The organism is Lysobacter sp. OAE881 (assembly GCF_040546665.1).
Taxonomy (GTDB): Bacteria; Pseudomonadota; Gammaproteobacteria; order Xanthomonadales; family Xanthomonadaceae; genus Lysobacter_J; species Lysobacter_J soli.
This window is the reverse complement of the sequence record NZ_JBEPOG010000001.1, coordinates 733,061-748,454: the sequence shown is the minus strand read 5'-3', so window position 1 is coordinate 748,454 and position 15,394 is coordinate 733,061. Positions and strand designations below refer to the sequence as shown.

14 protein-coding genes are annotated in these 15,394 nt (G+C 61.4%); 7 read left to right on the top strand and 7 right to left on the bottom strand.

Annotated elements, in window-relative coordinates:
* Nucleotides 1–33 precede the first annotated feature (33 nt).
* Complete coding sequence (locus ABIE51_RS03375) at nt 34–1,014, top strand: AraC family transcriptional regulator (protein WP_277801487.1); 981 nt, start codon at nt 34–36, stop codon at nt 1,012–1,014.
* Between the two features lie 74 nt (nt 1,015–1,088).
* Here the strand turns inward: ABIE51_RS03375 and tehA are convergent, their stop codons facing one another.
* Nucleotides 1,089–2,072, bottom strand: a complete 984-nt coding sequence (tehA, locus tag ABIE51_RS03370; protein ID WP_192632229.1) for a dicarboxylate transporter/tellurite-resistance protein TehA — start codon at nt 2,070–2,072, stop codon at nt 1,089–1,091.
* 261 nt (nt 2,073–2,333) lie between these two features.
* Between tehA and ABIE51_RS03365 the strand changes: the two genes are divergently transcribed.
* The 6 genes from ABIE51_RS03365 (at nt 2,334) to ABIE51_RS03340 (ending at nt 7,956) form a co-directional block, all read left to right on the top strand.
* A complete protein-coding gene (locus tag ABIE51_RS03365) occupies nt 2,334–2,639 on the top strand; it encodes a tautomerase family protein (protein ID WP_192632228.1) in 306 nt (101 codons plus the stop codon).
* 297 nt (nt 2,640–2,936) lie between these two features.
* The gene (locus ABIE51_RS03360) at nt 2,937–3,938 is read left to right on the top strand and encodes an alpha/beta fold hydrolase (RefSeq protein WP_425603127.1); all 1,002 of its coding nucleotides are present in this window, start codon (nt 2,937–2,939) and stop codon (nt 3,936–3,938) included.
* A gap of 17 nt (nt 3,939–3,955) precedes the next feature.
* Nucleotides 3,956–4,909, top strand: coding sequence for an MBL fold metallo-hydrolase (locus tag ABIE51_RS03355; RefSeq protein WP_192632226.1), 954 nt, complete (start codon nt 3,956–3,958; stop codon nt 4,907–4,909).
* A 111-nt stretch (nt 4,910–5,020) separates the two neighbouring features.
* Nucleotides 5,021–5,899: a patatin-like phospholipase family protein gene (locus ABIE51_RS03350; protein WP_192632225.1), complete on the top strand. Its 879-nt coding sequence runs from the start codon at nt 5,021–5,023 to the stop codon at nt 5,897–5,899.
* Nucleotides 5,900–6,087: 188 nt separating this feature from the next.
* Nucleotides 6,088–6,978, top strand: a complete 891-nt coding sequence (locus ABIE51_RS03345) for a helix-turn-helix domain-containing protein (protein WP_192632224.1) — start codon at nt 6,088–6,090, stop codon at nt 6,976–6,978.
* 93 nt (nt 6,979–7,071) lie between these two features.
* Entirely contained in the window at nt 7,072–7,956 is an 885-nt protein-coding gene (locus ABIE51_RS03340; RefSeq protein WP_192632223.1) for an AraC family transcriptional regulator, read from the top strand.
* Between the two features lie 109 nt (nt 7,957–8,065).
* Here the strand turns inward: ABIE51_RS03340 and ABIE51_RS03335 are convergent, their stop codons facing one another.
* The 6 genes from ABIE51_RS03335 to ABIE51_RS03310 form a co-directional block, all read right to left on the bottom strand.
* Entirely contained in the window at nt 8,066–8,302 is a 237-nt protein-coding gene (locus ABIE51_RS03335) for a hypothetical protein (RefSeq protein ID WP_192632222.1), read from the bottom strand.
* Between the two features lie 108 nt (nt 8,303–8,410).
* On the bottom strand, nt 8,411–9,154 hold the full coding sequence (locus tag ABIE51_RS03330; RefSeq protein ID WP_354503439.1) for an antitoxin Xre/MbcA/ParS toxin-binding domain-containing protein: 744 nt from the start codon (nt 9,152–9,154) through the stop codon (nt 8,411–8,413).
* Nucleotides 9,155–9,241: 87 nt separating this feature from the next.
* The gene (locus tag ABIE51_RS03325; protein WP_192632221.1) at nt 9,242–11,239 is read right to left on the bottom strand and encodes a TniQ family protein; all 1,998 of its coding nucleotides are present in this window, start codon (nt 11,237–11,239) and stop codon (nt 9,242–9,244) included.
* The gene (locus ABIE51_RS03320; protein WP_192632220.1) at nt 11,239–12,429 is read right to left on the bottom strand and encodes a TniB family NTP-binding protein; all 1,191 of its coding nucleotides are present in this window, start codon (nt 12,427–12,429) and stop codon (nt 11,239–11,241) included. Before ABIE51_RS03320 ends, ABIE51_RS03325 begins: the two co-directional genes overlap by 1 nt.
* Entirely contained in the window at nt 12,426–14,399 is a 1,974-nt protein-coding gene (locus ABIE51_RS03315; RefSeq protein ID WP_192632219.1) for a TnsB C-terminal domain-containing protein, read from the bottom strand. The genes ABIE51_RS03320 and ABIE51_RS03315 overlap by 4 nt, the downstream gene beginning before the upstream one ends.
* On the bottom strand, nt 14,375–15,004 hold the full coding sequence (locus tag ABIE51_RS03310; RefSeq protein ID WP_192632218.1) for a hypothetical protein: 630 nt from the start codon (nt 15,002–15,004) through the stop codon (nt 14,375–14,377). The genes ABIE51_RS03315 and ABIE51_RS03310 overlap by 25 nt, the downstream gene beginning before the upstream one ends.
* Nucleotides 15,005–15,394 lie beyond the last annotated feature (390 nt).

The following is a 15,394-nucleotide window of genomic DNA, read 5'->3' as shown; positions in this document are numbered from 1 at the left end:
CACCTTGTGAGCGTCCATGCTATGGTTGAAGGTGTGGACGATCCAGAACATTACGTCCACATCTTTTGCCTGATCGTCCAAAGGTGGCGCATGGACCCTCTGTCCGACGTAATTGCCGGAATGAACATTCGCGGGGCGCAGTTCACGCGTCTGGACGCCACGGCTCCGTGGGGTTGGGCCTCGCGGGGCGACCCGGTGGTGAAGTTCGTGCTGGTCGTGCGCGGGTCGGCCGTCCTGACCACATCGTCGCGTCCCGAGCCCATTCGGCTGTGCGGTGGCGACGTGTTCATCATGTTTGACGCCGACCCTTACCGGATGTTCGATGACGAGGCCTCGCAAACGATTGACTGCGTCGAAGTCGAAAAGCTGCGCGTAGGCAATCGGATCGAGGTGGGTGGTGGTGGCGCGCTCACGACCTTTGTCAGCGGCTTCTTTGACGTGGACACCGATGAGGTACGGCCTCTGCTGAGCGTGCTTCCCAAGCTTCTTCACTTGAAGCTCGACCAGTCGCGCAGCCTCGCGTTCCAATCCGTGCTTGAGCTGCTGGCTCTGGAGACGGAGCGCCCGGGGTTGGGCTCGGAGGCCGTGGTGAGCCGCTTGTTCGAGCTGCTGTTCGTGCACGCCCTTCGTGCGTACTCGGCGCAGTCGCACGAGATGGCGCGCGGCTGGCTCGCCGCTCTTTCCGATCGGCAACTGGCGCTCAGCCTTGAGGCGATGCACGCGAACTTTGCGGCCGACTGGACTGTCGAGAGCTTGGCGCGCACCGCCGGGATGTCCCGCTCGGCATTCGCGTCCCGCTTCAAATCGGTTGTTGGGCAGGCCCCACTTGAATACCTGACCGCCTGGCGCGTACACCGCGCAGTGCGCTTGCTGCAGCAGCGCAACGTCTCGATCGCCGAGGTGGCAGAACGCGTCGGCTACGAGTCGGTCGCCGCTTTCAGCCGCGTTTTCAAACGCGAGACGGGACTGGCGCCTGGCGCGTTCCGTCGCACGCACCATGAAGAGGTAGCCTGAGCACATGCTCAGACACAACTCCGCTCCGCGATCGGGTGATGTCGCGCCGGCGTCGGGTGCGAGGAAGTGAGAGGTCATGGCGGCGCCTCCCTCACGTCCGGCCCGGCCGTCAGTCGCGGCGGCAGCAGACGGCCCTGAAGAATCCGGGTCAAAGTGCCGACCGTCAGCACCGCGATGGCGGCATTGCTGACGACAAAGGCGACCGGTGCCAACGTGCTGATTGCCTCGCTTCCACCGCGCACGGCCATCTGCAGTGAGCCTGCCGAGATAGCGGTGACGCCAAAGCTGTATCCCCAGTAGGAAGCGGAGAATGGCTGGTCGCTGACCCAAGGCAGCAGTCGCGCGAGCATCACCAGCTGCAGCAGCCCGTAGCCCCACATGGCTTGGACGAATAGATCCACGGGACCGTCGGTGTTAACCAGGTACGCCACCGATGCGACGACCGGCGGGGCCATGTGAATGCCTAACGCGGGCCGCAATGGCAGCGGCAACGGCGCTGCGGTCCACAGCCTAAAGACGATCGCGGACTCAATAACGATCCAGCTGAAGAAGCCCATACCGAAGAACAGCAAGCCCCACGAGGTCAGGCCAAGCACGCCCGCGACGATCGAACTGATGAAATTTGCGGCCACGGACGGCAGGAAGAGGATCGGAGTCACCGCATCAATGTCGAGACCACCGCGCCAAAGGCCGCCGGCGCGGTATGCCGCAAAGCCGATCTGACAGACGGTGCCCACGATCCAGAGCACGACTGCAGTACCGCGGTGATGGGGTGCGAGCACAAGACCCATCAACGTGGTCGTGGCCGGCACCAGCGAGATATAGCAGCACTGGATCGGATGACGCAGCTCGGCGAGCGCCTCTTCGCGCTGGAGCAGCCACTTGAGCAGGTAAGCCAAGGCCAGGATCGCCCACACGATCGCGCCGGCCGCCATAAGGGATTCGCCAATGGGGCTCGGCGCATTCCACAGCGCGGAAGCTGCCCGCCAACTCGCGCCCAAGCCAACGATGCCGAGCACGGTACCGAAGAGCGACGCTGGCGGCGCTATGGCGCGCATGGTGACCTCCGTAGTACGGAGATGGGCGGCCCGCGCTAATCGGGCAGGTGCCAAGTGTCGCGCGCGGCACGGCTCATCTTTGGCTACCGAGTCTATGCGCGGCGCTGGGCGCGCATTTGCGCATGGTTGCGCTGGTCCTTTTCAAAGTTGCGGGGTTACACCGCCGGAGGCGCGAGTCGTATTGACCGCCAAAGCTGGCGCGCGTCTGCTTGCCTGGCATGGCTAGATGGCATGCAGCCCCCCACTCGCGGAGTACCGATCATGCCGTTCGTGAACATCAAACTTGTAGATGGGGTTTTCTCGCCCGAGCAGAAGCACGACATGGCCCGGCAGATCACCGACGTTATGGTGAAGTGCGAAGGCTCTGAAGCCTTTCGTGAGGTGGTGTGGGTTCTGATCGAAGAGCTCCACACCGATGGTTGGCATATTGGCGGCCGTCCATTCGAGGGTCCCCGCTCCTTGCTCGATACCTTGGGGCGCTCGAAGCAGGTGTTCGAGATGATCGACGGCCAGCCAACCACGCGGCAGGAATTCGCCGCGCTCATGCCACCGAAGACGACGGGCTGAAGGCTCCGCTCCTTTGCCCGCCGAGTTTCGCGCTGTTGCGTCGCGCTTGCCTGCTGTTGCGAACTACGTCCCTGCCGTCTCGGATTTGCATTGACTTGTTGTTCGCCGAGGCGCCCCCTTGGTGCGTCGGTCGTAAGGAAGCCACGTGCGTAGAAATGGGCATCAAGCGTCCGAAATGCTTCGTTGTCTAGCGCGAAATGCATCCCACGCGCGGCTGAGCGATCGGCGGGCTGCATCCCACCCGAGCCGTGAAGCGTGGTGTTCCCGCATCAACGTTTCCGCAGTCTGGAGTTCACCATGACCTCGTCCACCCTCCCCCCAAACGGAAAGGTCGACCAGCTGCGACGGGCACTGCTCGTCAGCAGCGGCTTGAGCGCTCTTGCGCTGCAGTTCCCGCTCGTGGGCTGCAGCCAGGAAGCGCCGACCACCCCACCCGCGCCTGTCTCCCGTACCCCTCTCCCCCGGAGCGCAACCATGGGCACCTTTACCACCAAAGACGGCACCGAGATCTACTACAAGGACTGGGGCACTGGTCCAGTCGTCACCTTTAGTCACGGTTGGCCGTTGTCATCGGACAGCTGGGAAGCCCAGATGTTCTTCATGGCTTCCAATGGCTATCGCGCGATCGCGCACGATCGTCGTGGGCACGGTCGTTCCGCGCAGCCATCGGAAGGCAACGACATGGACACCTACGCCGACGACCTCGCACAGTTGCTGGACCATCTGGACGTCAAGGACGCCACGATGATCGGCTTCTCCACCGGCGGCGGCGAAGTCGCCCGCTACATCGGTCGTCATGGCACGAAGCGACTGAAGAAGGCCGTGCTGGTTTCGGCCATTCCGCCGTTGATGCTGAAGACCGAAGGCAATCCCCTCGGGACGCCAATCGAGGTCTTCGACGGGTTGCGAAAGGCCTTCCTCGCGAACCGCTCGCAGTTCTTCATCGACATTCCGAGTGGGCCGTTCTATGGGTTCAACCGGCCTGGTGCCAAGCCAGTGCAGGGCCTGATCGACTTCTGGTGGCTGCAGGGCATGATGGGCGGCTACAAGGGCACGTACGAGTGCATCAAGGTCTTCTCTGAAACCGATCTCACGGAGGACCTGAAGAAGTTCGACATCCCGACCCTGATCGTTCACGGTGACGCCGACCAGGTCGTGCCGATCGCGGCTGCGGCTCGCCAGTCCACGAAGCTCATCAAGGACAACAAGCTGCTGGTGTACGAAGGTGCGCCACACGGGCTGACCGACACTCACCGTGACCGCCTGAACGCGGATCTCCTCGCGTTCATCCGCTCCTGACTACCAGGAGAGCAGACATGTATCGCGCACACTTCGACGACATCGCTCGTCGCGTCGGTAGAGCAATCCGCGTCGCACTGATCGCGTCGACGCTTGCCTGGCCCGCACTCGCTGCCGCTCAGGACAGCCCGGTGATCAAGATCAACGCCGAGGCGGCACGCTCGGACGTCAAGATCACCCCGCTGCGTGGCGGCGTATCCATGCTGGAAGGATCCGGTGGCAACATTGGCGTGTTGGTTGTGCCCGGCGAAAAGTTCATGGTCGATGCCGGAATCGCGATCTCCAAGGACAAGCTGGCCAAAGCGCTCGCCTCGCTCAGCGCCGACCGGGTTACGAACGTCGTTAACACGCATTGGCATTGGGACCATACGGATGGAAACGCCTGGCTGCATGACGCCGGCGCGGAGATCGTCGCTCACCCGCGCACTGCGCAGTACGTCGCCCAGGTCGAGCGTGTGGACGACTGGAGCTACACCTTCCAGCCGTTGGCGCCCTCCGGCCAGCCGCGCGTGCTGGTGAAGGATCGAAAGCAGTACGCGGTCGGTGACGAGCAGGTTGATGTCGTCGCAATTCCACCGGCGCATACCGATGGCGATCTGTACGTCTACTTCAAGAATGCCGATGTCCTCTTTGTGGGTGATACGTACTGGAATGGCATCTATCCATTCATCGACAACGAGCACGGCGGCAGCATCGACGGCATGATTCGGGCAGCGGACCTGAGTCTGAAGATGGCTGGCCCCCGCACGATCGTGATTCCCGGACATGGCCCGCCTGCAACACGCGCCGATCTGGAGGAGTATCGGACGATGCTGCAGACGATCCGGGACAACGTGGCCAAGCTGAAGAAGCAGGGCAAGGATCGCGACGCGGTGATTGCGGCCAAGCCTTCGTCGCAGTTCGATGCCAAGTGGGGCCAGTTCCTCATCGACCCGGCATTCTTCACGCGCCTGGTCTACGACGGTCTGTAAAGCACTTCACGCTGCCGCTGCGTCGCCTGGACGCGGCGGCATGCGTTGGCACGGTACGAGTGCCCTCCGAGACCTTCTTACACAACCAGCAAAGAACGCGGGGCCTGAGCCATGGATGCTCCACAGATCGCCCGGTCGTCCCCAACTGCTTTCGTGCTTGCGGGCGGGGGCAGTCTGGGCGCAGTTGAAGTGGGAATGCTCTCCGCGCTACTCGAATGGAATGAAATCCCCGCGTTCCTCGTCGGGACGTCTGCCGGGGCGATCAATGCGGCGTACTTCGCCGGTAACCCGACGTCTGGCGGAGTGCAGGAACTTCAACAACTATGGTGCTCTGTGCGCCGCAGGGAAGTCATGCCCATTCAACTGCGCAGCGTGGTGACCGGTCTGTTTGGAAGCCGGGGGTATCTGGTGGAGTCGCAAGGACTGCGTTCCCTCCTTGAAAGGCACTTGCGATATGCGCTGCTTGAAGCTGCAACCATGCCCGTCCATATCGTGGCATCGGATATAACGAGTGGCCGCGAGGTGGTCCTGTCGAACGGTTCGGTCGTCGATGCGGTCTTGGCCAGCACCGCAATCCCCGGCATCTTTCCGCCGGTCAAGATTGGTCCCTACATGCTGGTGGATGGCGGTGTCGCCAACAACGCCCCCATCTCCGTGGCAGTAGCGCTCGGTGCGAAGCGCGTGATTGTGCTGCCAACGGGATACACCTGCGCCCCGAGACAGGTACCACGGGGAGCGGTCGGCCGGGCCATGCACGCTGTAGCGAAGCTCGCGGCGGGGCAACTCACCCGGGACGCCGAACATTGGCTTGGGAGCCACATCGAACTGCGCATTGTCCCAAGCCTCTGTCCGCTGGCGACATCGCCCTACGACTACTCAGCCGCTCAAAGCCTGATCGTGCGCGCCTATGAATCCACGCGGATCTGGCTGGAGGCCGGGGGCCTTGAGGATCCCTTGATCCCGGGACAGCTCTACGATCATGCTCACTAGCGGGACGTAGCCAGGCGAGCGTAAGCAACCCAGGGAGTTGGCACATTTTTTGACGCTCCCGCGCTCGTCGAACTTTGCATCTGCGCCGTATTGACCCCCGATATGCGCCGCTCATAACGTAGGTGTGCCGGCTAAAGGATGCGCCGACCACGTAGGTTTTCGGCAGGCTCCGATCAGGGTCGCATCCTATGGCTGCGCGCGAACTTCGCGAGACGAATGAAGAAGTCACCCGGATCGCGGGAGGAGTTGGACCACCCGTTCTCGACACCGTCCTGCACGGCCGGACACGCGTCACGGGGGCATGGACGCATCGCGCGTACGAGATGGAAGTTCAGCCGATGCAGGACCACGTCATTTGCGCGGTCCATGCGGGTATGGACAACGCGATAGCCCTCTTCGATGGAAAGCGCGTCATCGCCCCCAACCGTTGCGGCGGGGTCCATATCGTCGCGCGTGGCCACAGTGGCGAGTGGACCAGTGAGAATACCGCCAACGTATCCAACGTGTTCCTAGGGCACGAGCGCCTGCAGGGGACTGCCGACCTTCTGGCGGAGGGGCGAACGTTCGAGCTGCTGGATCGGGTCAGCAGCACCGATCCCAGGCTGTACTCCATCATGAAAATCATTCGCGACGAAGTGGAGGCGCCCGGCCCACATGGAGTGATGTTTCTTGAACATGCACTTGACCTGTTGTGCATCGTGTTACTCCGTGGACATTCCACTCTCGCGTACCCCTTCGCACAACGGCACCACGGACTTGCGCCCTGGCAGGTCAAGCGCGTCACCGCCTACATGCGAGATCGCCTTGGCGCCGAGATCACGCTGCAAGAGCTCGCCAACATCGTCAACCAGAGCCGCTTCCATTTCTGCACTGCGTTTCGTACTGCCACGGGCATGGCGCCGTACGAGTATCTGACGCGTCTACGGATGCGCACCGCATGCACGCTGCTCAGATCGACACCGATATCGATTGGAGACGTTGGCCTGGCTGTTGGCTACAACTCCTTGTCCGCATTCTCGACGGCATTCCGCCGGTATGCGGGAACCTCGCCCCGGGCGTATCGAAACGCCACGCACTAGTGTCGCCCGTAGTGAGAACTCCAACGCAGCAGTTGGGAAAGCGCAGCAAACCGCTGTAGTGGCCGGGCTCAGCCTGAAGACCCGAGGTTCCCGATGGCATCAAGCAGTCTTAACAGCTCTGTGGAGGAAGTGTCGCGGATCGCGAGGGTACGACCTGCAGTTCTCGACGACGTCTTGAAAGGTGAAACCCGCGTTACCGCTCGCTGGACTCACGGGGCCTTTGAAGCGGTCGTCAAGCCCATGCAGGAACACGTCCTGTCCGCGACTTACGCAGGCAGCGGGAAGGCCGCTTCTGTGATCGATGGCCGAAGGAAGGAAGCGGAAGCTCGCGGTCACACGGTCACCTACCTGCCACGAGGTTACGAGGGCGAGTTCATTTGCACCCCTAACACAACCTCCAACATCTACTTGGGCCATCAACGCCTGGTCTACTGCGCCGACTCCTTGGCGGAGGGGCGCGCATTCGAACTTGTCGATTGCATCCACGCCCAGGATGATCCGCTCTTCATGATCATGCAGGTAATCGCCGACGAGGCGGATTCCCCCGGAACGCACTCGCGGCTCCTTCTTGAGCAGGCGATCGACCTGCTCTGCATACAACTGCTGCGCACCCATTCAACACTGGCGAAGCCGCTCGCCAGCGGACCGCGCGGGCTCGAGCCGTGGCAAGTCAAGCGAGTCGCGAACTACATGCGCGAAAATCTAGCCCAGGACATCAGCTTGCAGGAACTGGCAAACACGATCGGCATCAGCCGGTTTCATTTCTGCACCGCTTTCAAACGCTCGACCGGTGAGAGCCCGCACGCATACCTGACGCGCATGCGCATGGAAGTGGCATGCGCACTCCTCAAAAGCACCCCGCTCCTGATTGGCGACATCGCCTTGGCGGTCGGGTACAGCGCAGTCGCTTCGTTTTCGACGGCGTTTCGAAAGCAGACGGGCGTCGCTCCGAGACAGTACCGGAGCGGCTGCAATTGACGATTATCCGGGGGCGGCAGGCCAAGGCTTCTGCCTGCTCCGCATGGCGAGCATGTAGGTGGGGCACCTCCGCGCGCCGGCGGCGCATTCCGCTCGATGGCCGGAGCGCTTATGTCCGCTTCGGGTCGAAAGCGGACATTAGCAGCCCGGCTGCCGGACCGTCGCGGCCGAACGTCTGCGCAACGGACTGCTGTGCCAGCCCTTCGGCCCGGAACTGGCCGGACATGGTTTCCATGTCGCGTGGGCGCAGGCGCGCGATGCGGATCCCGACATCGCCACGGTACGCGAATGGCCGCTGGGAGAGGCGGCCTCCACGAGCGACTGAGTCCACGGCGGGCATCGACATCCTCGCTTCGGGCGAATCCGAGCGTTCTAATATGTCGGACAGTCGTGGCCCGACTCAGGTAGCCCGCCAAGTCGCCACTGGCTCCCTGGTGCTCGAACAAGCCTCTGCTCACCAGCCAAGACATGAATCGAGGTACTGGTGCACCGCCAGTAGGTCGGACGTTCGTCCGTCCAACATTTTTGACAACGCGCTGCGTCCGGAGAACTCTGCAGCCGCGTTGGGGCGCGATAGCCATGTGTCTGCCTGGGCAGGTTCGGGAAGCAGGACTTGCAGGGCCGCGTAGATCGCGAAGACATGCGAAAGGCGCTCTCGAGTGTCGTCGCCAAGGCCATTCTGCAGCTTCCCCGCCTTCCACTGACGGAGGGTAGTACGCTCCATGGCGAGCAACGTCATCTGCTGGTCCTCGGTCAACTGCCAAGCCGATGCAATACGAAAGAAGATTCTCAACCCTGCTTGTCCCGCCTCCACCGTGGTCACATCTATTCCGCGCCAGGCGTGCTCTCCACCCACTGGCGGGCGCTGGATCTGATGCCAGTACTCGAGACTCACATTTATGAGCCTGCAACCGGGTGGAACCACCGAGCCGAACCGAGCCTCAAACACATACCATGCGTCATCGTCGTAGCCAGGGCTGGAGACGAGTACATACCGCCGGCCACTGCGTGTGATTGCCGAGGCGCTGTCAGGTTCGAACGACTCAATTGGTGTGCTGCATCGCCCGTATGCGTTATTGATGTCCCAACCGGTGAGGATATCCCAAGCCATCTCGCCGATCGCCAGTCTCGATACCTGCCAGCGATCCAGGTGAATCACTGGGTCATGTTCAACGTCAGGAACGTTCCACAGGGACACGTCGATTTCCTCTGCTGACGCCTATCCGAGATCCGGTCGAATCCGGCGTGTTGGCCATACAAGACTGCACTCTTCGCTTCGCAGCCCCTACTTCGTTGCGGCCACCCTTCCGCGCACGCACCTGACAGTGAAGCCGAACTTCAGAACTGCCATCTGGACGATCGGCACGTCACGTCTATCTACAAACACCGAAGTCACCTGACTGCCTCTCACTCGCAAGTGACGAATCTCACGCAGAGGCAAGCGGTGGTACGCCCGTCTCACGCATCCACCCAAGCGCCGCATAAGAAGCGGCAGAGCTTCGTACCTTTCCTCGAACCTGAGCAACGACATTCGGTTGATGCCGATTCGCCCACCCTGCCGTAGCGTCTTAAGGTGACCCGCTCGCTTGAGGGCAGTAATGACGTCGGCGCTACAATGCAGACGCTTTGCCGCAGCCTGCGCGAGAACAATTGGAACGTTCCGACGCACCCGCCGCATAATCTCGTTCGCGTCGCTCATCCTGATCTGGATGTGCCCCGCATTGAACTTTCGCCCCTTATGGCCGACGACCACCTGCGGGGAATCCAACAATACGCTGAAGAACTCAGCTCGCTCACTGGCGCTGGCAAGGTAAGAGGTGAGTACCGTACCGATCGTTGGTATTCCGCGCCTTTCAATGTACGGCTCCGGGACAATCGCGCTGAGCTTCGAGACGAGTGTACTCACGTCCTCTTGCGCCCATTCGCTGTTGTTTGCTCCGCGGTGCTTCGCCTCATAAAGGCCGTTCGCCTTCATGCATTTCAGTGTCGCCACTGAGACACCTACCGCCCGCGCCGCATCACGCGCCATGACGGGCGGGAACCGGGTGAAGCGCTGTTTCCGTGCCCATTCCAGATCGATGATCCGACTTCGCGGCGTTCCCGTACTACCAACGAGTCGGACCGGCACGGTCCCGTTCCCAATCAAGCGCCTGAGCGTCACTGGGTGAACGCCGAGGATCGTCAGGGCGTCAGCTGCTGTGCCCCAACGCGGCAGAACACCTTCAGGCAGCTGCGCGTTCTCACCTCGCAACATGGCCCCGCGGGTCCAATGATTCGCGCCATAACGGTACGCCTGCTCCTCAAGAAACGCGTAAGGCGCTCCGGTGCCTTTGTCGTTCTTGGCGAGACGGACGAACAGCCATGAGAAGCATGATCCGAAGTGTTCCTGCTTCCCTTCTCTTTCCGCCCCGTCGTCGTACAGGTCGTGAAGGAACGACTGGAATCCCCGCGGCCAATCGGCGAACGCGTGCCCGATCCGCTTCAATTGAGGCAAGTAGTGCTTCCTCGCCTTGGGAAGGGATGAATTACCCTCCCTCTGGTAGATCGCTCCCGACATGACCCAAAGTAGCTTGCAGAAGCGCCTCAGACCCAGATGCTTGACGTGTTGCATGCCAGGAGGCAACTCGGCGATGGACTCATCGGTGTAGACGAAGTACCTCAGTGCGGACATGAGGTCGCACAAATCAGAATCCACAACGGTCACAGTACAGCGACGAAGATCGGCACCGCATCCACACTCACATACCTTGGATCGCGTCCACGTCAGCGGGCGGCCGCACTTTTCGCAACGATCGATCAGCATGACGCCGTGGACCGGGCAGGCGACTGCTTGCGCCAGGTCCCAGAACGCCTCGCACCGCCCCGCATCAAGGCAGCGCGGGCAGATCTTAGGCTGAGTCAACGTGACCTCGTAGCTGGGTATGTCGTTTCCATAAACGCGAATGTAGGCACGCGGCTCGCTGAGCGGACGCATCGTCATCCGAGTCATGTCTGCCTCTGACAGACCCACCAACTGATGAAGAGAGGTGGCATCGAGGCGCCCGTAGGTGCTTCGATACCAGTGGCCGTGCATCGAGGAGAGAATGTAGGACGTCGTCGGATAGCCGTTTGCCTCGGTCAGCCGAAGCACGTAGCCCATCAGCGATTCGCAGGGCCCCGGTTTCGGCGCCGCGACGAGTCGGTGGTTTCGTTCCTCGTCCGTTGCTGCCGCGTGACGGGACACCCGCATGCGTGGAATGCTGAGGGGCGCCCCGCCTCGCGCGATGGAGAGCGGGATTCGCATCAGAGCACTCCCGCGAGCTTGCGCGCTGCGCTACCACGTGAGCGAGCCCGCGGCTTCTTACGGGGGGGCTTGGGCGCGCGCGCAGGGCGCGCTTTATTCGTGGGGCCAGGCTTGCAACTGGGCTGCACGTTGGAGTCCCCATAGACCTTGACGGCCCCGCTCACATCCGCGCAGGGCTCCTTGCTAGCGTCGGCAAGCACCTGCTCCTGGACACCGCGCAGTTGCAGTGCGGAGAAATCCGCGCCGAAAGGCCCTCCCTTTACGGGAAAGAGGGGCGCCGACCAGATCGAGGCACGATATGCCTCGGCGAGATCTTCAAGACGAATCTGGACCGTCTTGGCGCGGATCGCGTTCCTAACGGCCCGATCGAGGAACTTCGCCAACAGACCAATGCGCCCCGCACTGGCCAGATACATTCGCAGCCCCATTGCGTCGCTATCGAACGGAGGGAACTGGAAGGGCTCCAAGCCCTTCTGGAATTGTTGCAATATCCCAAGGAACTGTGCCCGGGAAGCGTCTTCGCACCAATCGAAGACTGGAAGGCGCAAGGGCGGATCAAACCTTCCGCTCAGCTGGCGATTCGATTGGATGACCGACGCTGCGTGCGGAAGACCGACGGCCACAAATCCAATGCCGGTGGTCTCCAGCAGCACCTTGAGCCAGTCTGCGGTTGCCTTCTGCCGTTGCACAGCGCCCGAAGAGCGATGGGGCCGCCGAGCTCCTGCTGCCCCTGTGGCGCTCTCGGAATCTGACCCGTCAACTGCACACAAGTGCTGGAACTCGTCCAGAATGATCATGCGGCACTTTGCGGCTTTCAGCAGCGTGTAAAGTCTCTGCGTCATGCTCGACACGGTGCCTCTGTTCCAATGAGGGTCGCCCAGCCCATACAGAAGACACTCCAGCAGCGACTTAACTGTCGCGGGACTTGGAGCCACCGCGTAGACAACGTTTCGAGTCAGGCTGTCAGCGCTTTGCTTTGCGACCCGTTCATCCAACATATCGGTCGCCACGCTCGACTTTCCAGTCCTGGGTTCGCCGAGCACGATCAGGCATACGTCTACCGCTGACAGGCCTATGTCGTCGTATGCCGCTTTCAGCTCTTCCATGAGCTCCGTGTAAGCGGCATGCTCCACGCGAAGGGTCTGGACGACGTCGCGATACTTGCGCAGGTCCTCCTTCTTGGCACTCACAGCCGCCTCCTCCGCAACGCCCTGCGTGCAGTCAAAGAGGGCACACGAACGTCGCCCACGCGCGCCGTCGCCCCCATCACAGTCGAAGTAGGTGTCGCCTCGTTGATCGTGGGCCCAATCTGCTTGCGCTCGACGAAGCGCTGCTGCCGATTGCGCGTGCGCCGAGACTTGCGCCCCATGTCCTGTTCAATCAGGGCCGCAATCCGGTTGCGCGCGTCGAGCAGACTGATCTCACGCGCCTCGTCATCCAGGATCCGGCGCTTGAAGCGCTTGCATACACGGTGCTGCCACCGGGTCAGTCCGACCGCGTACTCCGGATCGAGCGCAGGCACCTTAATAAGAGTGACACCGTCGGGGGCGACCACGACGATCCATCCAAGGTCCTCGTCGTTGGTCCTGATCTCCACGTCGATCTCAGAGCCATAGAGAACGCGGAGTGCTCCTAGTTCGGCGGAGTTGTAAAAGAGGAGGTCGTGTTCGATGCCCTTGTGGGTCAGACGCCGGATGGTCGAGGTACTAAAGGCGGCCTCGGCAGCAATAGATGAAGGAGGCAAGTAACGATCGATGCGCCCGATCGCCTCCTTCCAGGCTTCAGCAGGCGACATACCGAGCGTAGAGTGCACTTCCTGGTGGTACACATCTACGATCCAGATATGCACAATGCGACGGAGCGTCTGCAGAGTGACCACCGCATGCTTTGCAGGATCGTAGTCTCCTTTCAGGGCGAAGCTAGAGAAGGTTTTTCCCCTTAGATCGCCGAGCAGTCCCGTCGTCAGCGTGCCCAGAAACCGCTCGACCTTTCCCTTGTACCAAGGCTTCCTGCGTGGGCAGAACTGAATAATGATGCCGAAACGGCCGGCGGCGAGCTCAAGGCTGGCGGAGTGAAACTCCAGCCCGTTGTCGACGACCAGCAGCTCCATCAAGCCCCACGCATCCCACTCACACTTCACATCCGCGTTCTTGTGCTTGATACCGATGGCATGCCAGAGGGCGCGCGACATGCTGACGTTGCTGGGCCCCTCAAAGCTGATATGGAAACCCAGCACGTAACGAGTGCACTCGTCGATCACAATCGTCAGCCACGGCCGGCCGAGAGGCAACATGGTCTTCTCGTCAATGACGAAGAGGTCCAGTCGCGTGTGATCCATCGAAGCCCGTGACAGCGCATGAGTAGCAAGCGCGTTCCTTCCAGCCACTCGGAACTTGATGTCCGCTGCGCGCTTGCCATATCTCGCCCGATATACATCGTAAGGCGCGAGCTCCCCGATTTTCCGCTTGAGGTAGCTGTACGACGGCACCTTGAGCTGCTCGGTCGCCAGATGGCAAGCATTCCGGGTCGATACGAGCCCTTTAAGGTCCTTGTGGATCGACTTGATGGTCGGCCGCTCGGTGGTGAGGTAGCGAGTGGAGACGAGATCGTCGACGGTCGTCTGGATCCAAGGATGCAACTTACCCTCACGGCTGCCTTTGAACTCGGTGCGGTCGACAAGCGAGCGGATATCCCTTCCAGCGGCCTCATACCGACGCATCCATCCCGCGACCGTTACCCAATGAGGCATTCTCTTGAGGATGTGACCCTTCGCCCACGTTTTAGCCTCTAGCCAAAGCTCCTTGATTGCGGGGATCATCACGGCCGCAGTCTTGGGCAGGTGCGAGAGCCGCTCGACGAATGTAAGTCTGGCCTGGGCCTGCTGCTGCTCCTCTTCGGTGTAGCTTTGGCGGAAGGCGTCGACGTGCGCGAGAGCGATGGCCTCTTCGATCTGCGAGTCGCGGCGCGCTCCCGCAGTTTCCCCGAGGACGAGGGCGCCCTTTTGCCATGCGTCTACCAATTCTGGAACACGAGCGTTCTGGAAGGCCCCGCTCCCTAGATCCTCAACTACTACGTTGCCATCACCGAAGACCCGAAAAACGCGGCAAGGCCTTTCGTTCAGCACGAAGCGCTGCCCTACACTGAATGATCCGGCTGCCATGGCAGTTTCTCCTCATGAATGGACTTAACGACAAACCAGACTCGCGATTCGTCCGTGAGCGGTCCGGCGGACCAGTCAACGTTCGCCTTTCCTTGAACGATGAGCCGAGCGAGGCACGCCGCTTCTGAGCTACCGGCGCTTCTCCAGCCAAACGCTCCCAAGGTGGTCGAGCAGCTCTTGCGAACTTGTTCCAGGACGCTAAGCGACAACACAGGGCAGCTGGCATGCCGCGCTCGCCGCAGGACAGAGAACGCATTGCCAACCTCCACGCTTCCGATCTGCCTTTCCGTCATCGTCTGGTAGCTTGCGCCGAAACCGGCGAGGACCGGCTTGAGCTGACGTTCGCGCTCGATCGCCTCTTCATCCACCTTGGCGTCGTACTTGACCTCACACAACGCGAGTTTTCCGCCACAAAGCACTGCAAAGTCCGGAATGTGCGTGAGCCAATCGCCATCAGCGAGGTAGTTGATGCGCAACGCTTGCTCCGCAAACTGATCGACGTTCGAACTAACATCCAGAACTAGCGCAAGGTCCACTTCCAGCAACGATTCGCATTGAATTACTCGCTCCATTTTCATGGACGTGACTTTGTAGACCGGGCGCATGGCGCCTCGACTGACAAGGTTCCGCATACGCACTTCCGGCGGCGACGGCAGTTCGACTCGAAGATCGGGAGTCGCTGAAGCTGAGGTGCTCAGCCGGCACAACGCAGCGTTGAGTGCCCCAGCTGCTTCTTTGCGCTCAATCTTCACAGCAAAGCCCTCCCGCAGCGCCCGTATGGCGCCAGTTAGCGTCGGATTGATATGTGCCTAAGGAATCCGAAGCGGATTCTCGACACTACTTGCACGCGGAATTAAACGCCTCGTTCTATGGCCATCACGCGACTGCCAGTGATTGCCAGGAATCGCTCCATGTTTCGTGCATCACGATTGCACCCCCGATGCCTGGGGAGTACAACCCCCCTACAAATGGCGTATTTCGCCTACCAGAAAGTG

What these genes read in the sequence shown, in the direction of transcription:
- tehA (WP_192632229.1), bottom strand. Translation starts at nt 2,072, where the DNA reads ATGCGCGCCATAGCGCCGCCAGCGTCGCTCTTCGGTACCGTGCTCGGC.
- ABIE51_RS03365 (WP_192632228.1), top strand. Translation starts at nt 2,334, where the DNA reads ATGCCGTTCGTGAACATCAAACTTGTAGATGGGGTTTTCTCGCCCGAG.
- ABIE51_RS03360 (WP_425603127.1), top strand. Translation starts at nt 2,937, where the DNA reads ATGACCTCGTCCACCCTCCCCCCAAACGGAAAGGTCGACCAGCTGCGA.
- ABIE51_RS03355 (WP_192632226.1), top strand. Translation starts at nt 3,956, where the DNA reads ATGTATCGCGCACACTTCGACGACATCGCTCGTCGCGTCGGTAGAGCA.
- ABIE51_RS03350 (WP_192632225.1), top strand. Translation starts at nt 5,021, where the DNA reads ATGGATGCTCCACAGATCGCCCGGTCGTCCCCAACTGCTTTCGTGCTT.
- ABIE51_RS03345 (WP_192632224.1), top strand. Translation starts at nt 6,088, where the DNA reads ATGGCTGCGCGCGAACTTCGCGAGACGAATGAAGAAGTCACCCGGATC.
- ABIE51_RS03340 (WP_192632223.1), top strand. Translation starts at nt 7,072, where the DNA reads ATGGCATCAAGCAGTCTTAACAGCTCTGTGGAGGAAGTGTCGCGGATC.
- ABIE51_RS03335 (WP_192632222.1), bottom strand. Translation starts at nt 8,302, where the DNA reads ATGTCGATGCCCGCCGTGGACTCAGTCGCTCGTGGAGGCCGCCTCTCC.
- ABIE51_RS03325 (WP_192632221.1), bottom strand. Translation starts at nt 11,239, where the DNA reads ATGCGAATCCCGCTCTCCATCGCGCGAGGCGGGGCGCCCCTCAGCATT.
- ABIE51_RS03315 (WP_192632219.1), bottom strand. Translation starts at nt 14,399, where the DNA reads ATGGCAGCCGGATCATTCAGTGTAGGGCAGCGCTTCGTGCTGAACGAA.
- ABIE51_RS03310 (WP_192632218.1), bottom strand. Translation starts at nt 15,004, where the DNA reads ATGCGCCCGGTCTACAAAGTCACGTCCATGAAAATGGAGCGAGTAATT.